Origin of the sequence: Actinobacillus ureae ATCC 25976 (assembly GCF_000188255.1) — a bacterium.
Classification (GTDB): domain Bacteria; phylum Pseudomonadota; class Gammaproteobacteria; order Enterobacterales; family Pasteurellaceae; genus Actinobacillus; species Actinobacillus ureae.
Genome location: NZ_GL831081.1, coordinates 208,963 through 219,331, shown reverse-complemented (window position 1 = coordinate 219,331; position 10,369 = coordinate 208,963). Strand labels below are relative to the sequence as shown.

At 38.7% G+C, this 10,369-nt stretch carries 9 protein-coding genes; 4 read left to right on the top strand and 5 right to left on the bottom strand.

Going from position 1 to position 10,369, the window contains the following annotated elements; translation table 11 throughout:
* Positions 1 to 71: 71 nt before the first annotated feature.
* The gene (locus HMPREF0027_RS08855) at positions 72 to 1,580 is read left to right on the top strand and encodes a TonB-dependent receptor plug domain-containing protein (RefSeq protein WP_005624380.1); all 1,509 of its coding nucleotides are present in this window, start codon (positions 72 to 74) and stop codon (positions 1,578 to 1,580) included.
* Positions 1,505 to 2,368, top strand: a complete 864-nt coding sequence (locus HMPREF0027_RS12730; RefSeq protein ID WP_338029193.1) for a TonB-dependent receptor domain-containing protein — start codon at positions 1,505 to 1,507, stop codon at positions 2,366 to 2,368. The genes HMPREF0027_RS08855 and HMPREF0027_RS12730 overlap by 76 nt, the downstream gene beginning before the upstream one ends.
* Before the next feature lie 79 nt (positions 2,369 to 2,447).
* On the opposite strand, the gene pflA is transcribed toward HMPREF0027_RS12730, so the two are convergent.
* The 3 genes from pflA to focA all read right to left on the bottom strand — a co-directional run bounded on the left by pflA (position 2,448) and on the right by focA (position 6,544).
* Complete coding sequence (gene pflA, locus HMPREF0027_RS08850; RefSeq protein WP_005624376.1) at positions 2,448 to 3,185, bottom strand: pyruvate formate lyase 1-activating protein; 738 nt, start codon at positions 3,183 to 3,185, stop codon at positions 2,448 to 2,450.
* Positions 3,186 to 3,314: 129 nt separating this feature from the next.
* Positions 3,315 to 5,627 (bottom strand): formate C-acetyltransferase, encoded by a 2,313-nt coding sequence (pflB, locus tag HMPREF0027_RS08845; protein WP_005624374.1) that lies wholly within the window; start codon positions 5,625 to 5,627, stop codon positions 3,315 to 3,317.
* Positions 5,628 to 5,719: 92 nt separating this feature from the next.
* The gene (gene focA / locus HMPREF0027_RS08840) at positions 5,720 to 6,544 is read right to left on the bottom strand and encodes a formate transporter FocA (RefSeq protein WP_005624372.1); all 825 of its coding nucleotides are present in this window, start codon (positions 6,542 to 6,544) and stop codon (positions 5,720 to 5,722) included.
* 201 nt (positions 6,545 to 6,745) lie between these two features.
* Here focA and HMPREF0027_RS08835 point away from each other — a divergent pair, with 201 nt between their 5' ends.
* Positions 6,746 to 7,231, top strand: coding sequence for a YqaA family protein (locus tag HMPREF0027_RS08835; RefSeq protein ID WP_005624370.1), 486 nt, complete (start codon positions 6,746 to 6,748; stop codon positions 7,229 to 7,231).
* A 66-nt stretch (positions 7,232 to 7,297) separates the two neighbouring features.
* On the opposite strand, the gene htpX is transcribed toward HMPREF0027_RS08835, so the two are convergent.
* Together htpX and dinB are read right to left on the bottom strand one after the other, a co-directional pair.
* A complete protein-coding gene (gene htpX / locus HMPREF0027_RS08830; protein ID WP_005624368.1) occupies positions 7,298 to 8,167 on the bottom strand; it encodes a protease HtpX in 870 nt (289 codons plus the stop codon).
* 85 nt (positions 8,168 to 8,252) lie between these two features.
* Positions 8,253 to 9,323: a DNA polymerase IV gene (dinB, locus tag HMPREF0027_RS08825; protein WP_005624366.1), complete on the bottom strand. Its 1,071-nt coding sequence runs from the start codon at positions 9,321 to 9,323 to the stop codon at positions 8,253 to 8,255.
* A 105-nt stretch (positions 9,324 to 9,428) separates the two neighbouring features.
* On the opposite strand from dinB, the gene HMPREF0027_RS08820 reads away from it, so the two are divergent.
* Positions 9,429 to 10,337: a LysO family transporter gene (locus HMPREF0027_RS08820; RefSeq protein WP_044024489.1), complete on the top strand. Its 909-nt coding sequence runs from the start codon at positions 9,429 to 9,431 to the stop codon at positions 10,335 to 10,337.
* The last annotated feature ends 32 nt before the right edge of the window (positions 10,338 to 10,369 follow it).

The window sequence follows — 10,369 nt, the reverse complement described above, 5'->3', positions numbered from 1 at the left end:
CTATCCCCAAATTAGTGTGTTTTAAAGTAAATTTACATCCTTAATTTTTTTATGGTTTTAGGTTGAATAAAATGAAAAAAAATAGTTTGGCGTTGAGTTTATTGCTTTTAATCTCAAATACGCTATCTGCGTCAGAAGAAACTCTAGATATGATTATTGTTGAAGGTAATGCGCCAGATACGAAAGGTAATTTGTTAGGAGATGGTCTAAATATCAATGAAAAAGTGGTAGATAGCCAAATACTAAAACAACGAGGAGCGACATTAGGTAATGCATTATCAGGTGAGTTGGGGATTCATTCCAGCCAATTCGGTGGTGGAGCAAGTGCATCTGTTATTCGAGGTCAAGAACGCAAACGTGCAAAAATTTTGCAAAATAACGGAGAAATCTTCGATATGTCAGAGCTATCTCCCGATCATGCGGTTACCGTAGATTCTTTGCTTGCAAAACGTATTGAAATTTTACGAGGACCTACAACCTTACTTTACAGCGCGGGAAATAATGCCGGACTGATTAATGTGGTTGATGAGAAAATTCTAAGTGCTGTACCGGAAAAAGGATATGAAGGGCAAGCCGGTGTACGTTTTAGTTCTGCGAATAAAGAACGTTTAACTTATGTCGGTTCTACTTTTGCATTAGGTAATAATTTCGCCTTATGTTTACAAGGGTTATATAACAAAGCTTCCGAATATTATGCGCCGAAATTCACCATTGAAGGTAAACCTTATCATCGGGTACCGGATAGTGATCTTCAGTCTCAATCGGGAACAGTTGGACTTTCTTGGATTGGTGAGAAAGGGCATTTAGGTGTGGCTTACACGGATCAACGTAATAAATATGGTTTAGTTGGGCATACGCTTCAATATGATCATTATACAATTAGTATTATCCGCCAAGGTGTGATGTTTGAGAAAGGTTATCTCCGCTTTTATCCGCATTTAGCTGAAGAAAGTGATATTGATTATAACAATCCGGGACTTCGTTTAGATCATACGCATATTCCCCGCGGTTCTCAGTATGGTATGCAAGATCACCCACATGGTAAGCCTTGGATTGATATGCACTCCAAACGCTATGATCTTGACGGGGAATTAAAGAATCCGCTAAAGGGCATTGAATCACTAAAAGTCACTGCGAATTACGTTGATTATTTTCATGATGAAAAAGATGGCAATAGAATAGAGAATTACTTTAAAAATAAAGGAAAAAATCTACGTCTCGAATTAGTGCATTCAGAATGGAATGGGTTAAAAGGGGCGATTGGAGCACAATATTCTCATTTACAGACCAGTGCTTTATCATTAGAAGCTGCCCGTGTCGTGAATAAGCAACAACTATTGAATAATCCGAAAACCAAGCAATTTAGTGTATTTGGTATTGAGCGATTAAATCTCGGCGACTTTTCATTTGAAGTCAGTAGCCGTATTGAGCGCCAAAAAATTTCAATGGATTATGATGTTAAGTTAATTGATCAATGGTTAGGCTTTAATACGCCAATGCCAATCTGGAACCGCATAAGGAAACCGGTTACCCTTATAGTTTTGCAACCAATTGGTTTTTTGCTCCGGATCATAAACTGACTTTAAAGACTTCCCATCAGGAACGTTTACCAAATGCTCAAGAGCTATATGCGCACGGTAAACATATTGCACTGAATGCTTTTGAAGCTGGTAATAAAAACCTAAATAAAGAGCGTTCAAATCATATTGAGTTAGCTTTAGCTTATATGGGAGAGAAGTGGGATTATAAATTCAATATTTATCACACTCATTACGATAATTATATTTATCCACTTACGCTGAATGATAACCGTGGTCCGAAATCTTTGACTGACGAATATAATTTAAAAGTAAACCGTTATTACCAAGGGAAAGCACGTTTTAGTGGGGTAGAAGGCGAGATTGGTTATCTCTTTACGCCGAACTATCGTCTTGCCGTATTTGGTGATTATGTTCGTGGTAAATTAACTGATCTTCCTGATATTCCAAAAGGCTATTACATTTTTGGTGCCAAAAGAGGACAGGTTTCAGGCTGGGAAACGCAACCTGATATTTCAGCACCACGTGTGCCTCCATTACGTTTAGGAGCAAGATTTAATGCTGATTTCAATCAGAATTGGTCGGGGATGTTGGAATATTATCGAGTGTTTACTCAGAATAACGTGTCGAAATATGAAAAAGCAACACCGAGCTCTCATCAAGTGAATGTCGGTTTAACTTACAATAAAGTGTTGAATCAGATGGAATATCAAGTATTCCTAAAAATGGATAACTTGCTAAATCAGAAAATCCATCAGCATGTGTCTTATTTACCTCATATTCCACAAATGGGTAGAAATGCGATGCTTGGTATGAATGTGACTTTCTAATAAAACTTTTAGAGTAAATAAAATCCCCAAAGTATATTTAATCGTACCTTGTGGATTTTTTTATTCTTATGTAATGGGGTTAGAATTTCACGGTATGTCCGTAGCTTTCAATAATTTTTTGAATACGTTCAAGATCTTCTTTTGGCGGTGGCAATACACCGTCTAATTCATATTTATAACCAAGCGTTTCCCACTTATGTGCGCCTAAGCGGTGATATGGCAACAGTTCGACTTTTTCGATATTTTGCATACCTTGGATAAATTGCCCTAAGCGATGTGCGGAATCATCATCATCGGTATAACCCGGTACAACAACATAACGAACCCAAGTACGTTTATTTAATTTTTGTAGATAGCGAGCAAAATCAAGCGTACGTTTATTCGATACACCGATTAAATCTTGGTGGATTTCATCATTTAGTTGCTTTAAGTCGAGCATCACTAAATCAGTCACTTCAAGCATTTCATCAACTACCGGACTATAGTGACGAACAAAACCATTGGTATCCAAACAAGTATCAATACCTTCCACTTTACACGCTCTAAACCAATCTCGCACAAATTCCATTTGTAATACAGCTTCGCCACCAGATGCAGTTACGCCGCCGCCAGTCGCTTTCATAAAGTGTTTATAGGTTACCACTTCTTTCATCAAATATTCGACACTGATTTCTTTACCGCCATCAAGATCCCATGTATCACGGTTGTGGCAATATTTACAACGCATTAGACAACCTTGTAAAAATAGAATGAAGCGAATTCCCGGACCATCAACAGTACCGCAAGATTCATATGAATGGTAACGAGCAATAGACATATATGATTCCTTCGATTAATAAAATAATAAATTCGTTTTCGTTATTTTAACAGAATATCAATAAAGAAGCGGTCAGATTCCGCAAAAATTTTGCAAAATCTGACCGCTTAAAGAACTCAATGTGAGTGATTACATTGATTCAGTAAATGTACGTGTGATTACGTCCATTTGTTGCTCTTTAGTTAAAGAGTTGAAACGTACCGCATAACCAGATACACGAATGGTTAATTGTGGATATTTCTCTGGATGCTCAACCGCATCTAATAATGTTTTACGGTTTAATACGTTTACGTTTAAGTGTTGACCACCCTCAACAGTTGCTTCGTGGTGGAAGTAACCGTCCATTAAGCCCGCAAGGTTACGTTTTTGTGCTTCGTAATCTTTACCTAATGCGTTTGGTACGATTGAGAAAGTATATGAAATACCGTCTTTCGCATAAGCAAACGGAAGTTTTGCAACAGAAGTTAATGATGCAACCGCACCTTTTTGGTCACGACCGTGCATTGGGTTTGCACCTGGACCGAACGGAGCACCAGCACGACGACCATCAGGCGTATTACCAGTTTTCTTACCGTAAACCACGTTAGAAGTGATAGTAAGAACTGACTGTGTCGGAGTCGCATTGCGGTAAGTTTTGTGTGTTTGAATTTTCTTCATGAAACGTTCAACTAAGTCACAAGCGATTTCGTCTACACGGTTATCGTTGTTACCGAATTGTGGATATTCGCCTTCAATTTCGAAGTCTAACGCTACGTTTGAAGCTACTACATTACCATCTTTATCTTTGATGTCACCACGAATCGGTTTAACTTTCGCATATTTGATTGCAGATAATGAGTCCGCCGCAACAGAAAGGCCTGCGATACCACATGCCATTGTACGGAATACATCACGATCGTGGAATGCCATTAATGCCGCTTCATAGCTGTATTTATCGTGCATGAAGTGGATGATATTTAATGCAGTCACATATTGTGTTGCTAACCAATCCATGAAGTGATCCATACGATCCATTACATCGTCGAAGTTTAGATATTCGTCTGTAATTGGTGAAGTTTTTGGACCAACTTGTGCACCAGATTTCTCATCGATACCACCGTTGATTGCGTATAACATTGTTTTCGCTAAGTTTGCACGCGCACCGAAGAATTGCATTTGTTTACCCACAACCATTGGCGATACGCAACATGCGATTGCATAGTCATCGTTATCGAAATCAGGACGCATTAAGTCATCGTTTTCATATTGTACTGATGAAGTATCGATTGATACTTTTGCACAATAACGTTTGAAACCGTCCGGTAATTGTTCAGACCAAAGGATAGTTAAGTTTGGCTCTGGTGATGGACCCATTGTGTAAAGCGTATTTAAGATACGGAAGCTGTTTTTGGTTACTAATGTACGACCGTCTAAGCCCATACCTGCTAAAGTTTCAGTTGCCCACATTGGGTCGCCTGAGAATAATTGATCGTATTCAGGTGTACGTAAGAAACGAACCATACGTAATTTCATTACTAAATGGTCGATTAACTCTTGCGCTTCTTCTTCTGTGATTTTTCCTGCTTTTAAGTCACGTTCGATATAGATATCTAAGAATGAAGATACACGACCGAATGACATTGCTGCACCGTTTTGTGATTTAACTGCAGCAAGGTATGCGAAGTAAGTCCATTGAACCGCTTCTTGTGCTGTTTCAGCCGGACGAGAAACGTCAAAACCGTATGATGCAGCCATTTGTTTGATTTGACCTAATGCACGGTGTTGTTCTGCGATTTCTTCACGTAATTGGATTGTTGCTTGGATATCTTCACCCGCTTCTAAACGAGGTTGTAATGAAGCAAATTGTTTTTGCTTGTCTTTCATTAAGAAATCCGCACCGTATATTGCTAAACGACGGTAGTCACCGATAATACGACCACGACCGTAAGCATCCGGAAGACCAGTAATTACACCTGATTTACGGCAACGTAAAATATCCGGAGTATAAACATCGAATACACCTTGGTTATGTGTTTTACGATATTCAGTAAAGATTTTTTCTACTTCAGGGTTTAAGGTACGACGATAAACTTCGCAAGAACCTTTAACCATTTTGATACCACCAAACGGGATAATCGCACGTTTTAATGGCGCATCAGTTTGAAGACCTACAATTTTCTCTAAAGCTTGATCGATATAACCTGCCTTGTGAGAAGTAATTGTTGATGGAGTTTCGCAATCAATATCGTACGGTTCGTGAGTTTTGTTCTCAACTTTGATTTTTTCCATCACTTCTTCCCATAACTTAGTTGTCGCAGCTGTTGCGCCAGCTAAGAAAGACTCGTCGCCTTCATATGGAGTATAGTTTTTTTGGATAAAATCACGTACGTTTACTTCAGTTTGCCAGTCGCCACCAGTAAACCCTGCCCATGCTTTTTGTTGAGCTTCAGTTAGTTGAGTCATTTTAAGTCCTCTGTTTGTTAGTAAATTAAGTTTTACAAGCGGTCTTTTTTGCAAAAAGTTACACAAATTAAACCGCTTAAATCGAAATTTTATTAGTGTTTACGAATGTATAAGAACCATTGTACTAAGCCGATGAAGAACACTCCCCCGACAATATTTCCTAATGTTACCGGAATAAGATTCTTAACAATAAAATGATATAAATCTAAGTCTGCGTATTGTGCCGGATCGACATTAATCGCTGTCCAGAATTCAGGTGATGCAACTTGTGAAATCATCATACCCATCGGGATCATAAACATATTTGCAACACAGTGCTCAAAGCCTGATGACACGAATAATGCAATCGGCATAATCATAATAAATGCTTTGTCTGTTAGACTTTTACCGGCATTTGCCATCCATACCGCAAGACAAACCATAATGTTACATAAAATACCTAAGGTAAAAGCTTCCATCCAAGTATGATGAATTTTGTGTTGTGCCGTTTTAAGAATGGTTAATCCCCATTGACCGTTTGCCGCCATAATTTGACCTGAAAGCCAAATAAGCACAACCATACTCAAGCCACCGACAAAGTTACCGCCATATACAATGAACCAGTTTCTAAACATTTGGAACCAAGTAATACGATGTGTTGCTTTCGCAACGGCAGTTAAGGTTGATGAAGTAAATAATTCCGCACCGAATACTACGCATAGGATCACGCCTAAAGAGAAAACGGTACCTCCGACGAGTTTTGCTATTCCCCACGGTACATCTGCCGCACTGGTTTGTGTTGTGGTATAAAAGACAAAAGCAAGCGCGATGAAACCACCTGCTAAAATTGCCGAGATAAAAGAATATAATTGATGTTTAGTTGCCTTATAGACTGCACCGTCTTCAGCGATTTTTGCCATTTCAGCAGGTGAGAACATTTATAATCCTTAAATATAAATTTGAAAAATTACAGAAATTGTTGAGAATTATAGACCTGTTAATGCAATACTCAAAATAAAATTGCCATTATATTGAGGTAAATCAAAAGCGAATTTTGATGTAAATCAAATTGAAACTTAAATGAAAATTTTCGTTAAAATACATCGATCATTTTCTTAACAAAAATATTACAAATCAACATGATAGATTATTTTACTTCATTACTTAGTTTTTTCTTCTCTGAAGAAAACCAATTAATCTCAATGTTCCTCAGTGCCTTTTTAAGCGCTACGGTTTTGCCTGGTAATTCCGAATTGATTTTTACTGCATTAGCATCAAAAAATTTATTGGTGGAACAAACGATTTTTTCTGCAAGTATGATGTGGTTAGTTTTGATTGCCACATTAGGCAATAGCCTCGGCAGTATCATCACTTATGCGATGGGACTATTAATTCCTAAGCCGGTTAATTTGCAACATCGTTCCGCAAGATTAGCACTGTCTTTATGTGAAAAATATGGTGTATTTGCGCTTCTTCTGACGAGCTTACCGGTTATTGGCGATGTATTATGTGGTATGGCAGGCTGGCTCAGATTGAATATTTGGCAAACGGTATTTTTCATTACATTAGGAAAGTTAGTGCGCTATTTGCTGCTGCTTTTTATGCTTTATCCTTTTATATTTTAAATTTTAATCGTAATAAAAAAGCGGTCTGTTCTTGTGATTTTTTTGCAAAATCAGACCGCTTGTCGATTATAAGTTTCTTAACGCTTCGATACGTTTTTCAAGTGGTGGGTGACTCATAAATAATTCTTTAGAACGTACGCCGTTAATCATAAATGCTGCAAGAGAACCTTCCATTTCTTGTGGCTCATGTACGTGTTGCAAACGTTGTAGCGCCGCAATCATTTTCTCTTTGCCGACTAATTGTGCCGAACCTGCGTCCGCACGGTATTCACGGTAACGTGAGAACCACATCGCAATCATGGTTGCGATTACACCAAAGATCATTTGTAAAGCGATATCCACAATCCAGAAAACCAAGGTATTTTGAGTGTTATTACCGTTTTCATCTTTACCGCTTGCAACTGCGGTGGAAATAATGCGAGATAAGAAGATAACAAAGGTATTCAATACACCTTGTAGTAAGGTCATCGTTACCATATCGCCGTTTGCAATGTGTGCGATTTCATGTGCTACCACAGCTTCGGCTTCATCTTCGGTCATATTGTCCAATAAACCGGTACTTACCGCCACTAACGAATTACTTTTCGTTGCACCGGTTGCAAATGCGTTTACATCGGCAGAGTGATAAATCGCAATATCCGGCATTGGAATACCTGCTTGCTGTGATTGACGTTGTACCGTATCAAATAACCATTGTTCTGCATGGTTACGAGGTTGTTGAATAACTTCTGCGCCAACGGAACGTAATGCCATACTTTTTGACATAAATAATGAGATTAAAGAACCCGCGAAACCAAATAAAAGCGACATCACTAAAATACCTGCAGTGCTACCGCCTTGAATACCGGTTACTTGGAAAATGATATTTAACACAATACCAAGTACGAAGGTAATCGCTAAGTTAGTTAATAAAAATAAGACAATTCTTTTTGCCATAGATAGATAAATCTCCAAAAAAGAGTGAGGAAAAACTGGTCATTAAATGGGGCAATTTTATAAGAATTCAATCCTTTAGCAACAATTATTCCCATAAATTTAACTGTTTTTTAACTTTTTTCGTCGGGTAATGCACTGAAAGCCCGATTAAGCGTACCGAACGATGATTCGTCCGTTGCCAAACTTGTTGAAGTAATTCGATAAAACGCTCGAGCGAAAGTCCGTCAGTGGTTCGTTCCAAGGTGGTTTGCGTAAAATCGCCGAACTTTAGTTTGATTGCTAATTTTTTAAACTCTTGTAATGAACGTTTGCCCCAATTTCGTTGTAGCCGAAAAACCAGTTTCTTAAATAGCTCATCTACAATTTGCTCCGCTTCCGATAAATGCCAAATATCAGTCGGGAGTGTATTTTCGACCGCTAAAGATTTACGAGGGCGATTAACTTCGATTTTTCGGTTATCAATTGCGTGGCTGAAGTCCCAAAGTCGTTGCCCGAATTTGCCAAATGTCTTGTAAATAAAAGCTTTATCGCTGTGCTGAATATCGCCACAAGTATGTAACCCCAGTTGTGCTAATTTTTCATTAGTTACCTTTCCGACACCTGGGATCTTTTTTAACGGCAAATCATAAATAAAAGCGGTCATATTTTCCGGAGAAATGACAAATTGTCCATTAGGCTTGTTTTGATCCGAAGCGATTTTTGCCAAAAATTTGAGCGGGGCAATGCCGGCGGAGGCGGTTAAATGTAATTCGTGCCAAATTGCTGCTCGAATTTCTTGGGCAATCCAAGTGGCAGAGCCGGAGCATTGCTGACAATCCGTCACATCTAAATAAGCTTCGTCTAATGAAAGTGGTTCAATAATATCAGTATAACGGCGAAATATTTGATGAATCTGTTCGGAAACCGTTTTGTATAACGGCATATTTACCGGCACTAGAATCAGATTCGGGCAACGTTTTAACGCTTGTGCGGTTGGCATTGCACTGTGTAATCCGAATTTTCTGGCTTCGTAATTACAAGTAGTCAATACACCTCGCCCTTCTACAGAACCTCCAACGGCAACAGGTTTGCCGATTAACGCCGGATTTTCTCGCATTTCAATCGCAGCATAAAAGCAGTCCATGTCGATGTGAATGATTTTGCGTTGTGTTGCCATAGTATCTTGATAATTTACAATTAACTGTATATAAAAACAGTTTTATTTTATGTGGTTACCGTTAAAATTTCAACTCAAAAAATAAATAATGATAAGGAAGATGAAATGTTATACGGTTTGGCGATAGTGCTGATTCCCTTGTTTTTAGGCTATTTATTTAAAGTCGGTAAAGGCAAATTACAGGTTGTTAATCAGGTCGTAAATATTTGTTTATATTTGATTTTATTTGTGATGGGGATCTCGCTCGGGCAATTAGATGATATTGGTAGCAAGCTGCCACAAATCGGTGGGATTGCACTTGGTTTGAGCTTAATTATTCAATTTTCGAATATTATCGGTTTAACGATTTACGATAAATGGCAACCGATGGTTCGTGAAGAAGTGAATCCGCAAGAAATCCCTTCTCGTTGGGTAATGCTAATGGATTCGTGTAAATTAATCGGCGCCACCATTGCCGGTGGTGTAGTCGGTTTTGTGACGAAGGGCACATTAGATTTTCCATTACACGCCAGTACTTATGTGTTAGAAGTGATGATCTTCGGTGTTGGTATTCAGTTACGTAATAGTGGGATTCCTCTGCGAGAAGTGTTTTTTAACAAACGAGGCATTTATACTTCTTTAGTGATGATTGTTAGTAGCCTTGTTGGTGGGGTTATTGCCGCTTTATCTCTGGATTTAAGCATTGTGCAAGGGCTCACTTTTGCTTCGGCATTCGGTTGGTACTCATTATCTAGCGTATTGGTGAATGATGCTTGGGGGCCAATATACGGCAGTATTGCTTTCTTTAACGATCTTTCCCGTGAAATCTTCTGCTTATTTACCATTCCGTTTTTTATGCGAGCCTTTCCTTCTACCGCAGTCGGATTAGGTGGAGCGACATCATTAGATTGTATGTTGCCGGTGATTCAAAAATCGGGCGGTACGCAAGTTGTGCCGCTGGCAATCAGTTTCGGCTTTATTGTGAATTTGGTTGCACCATTATTATTGGCGTTATTTATCGGCTTAGCCGGATAAAACAAATGGCAGGGTTATACCTTCCATTTTTT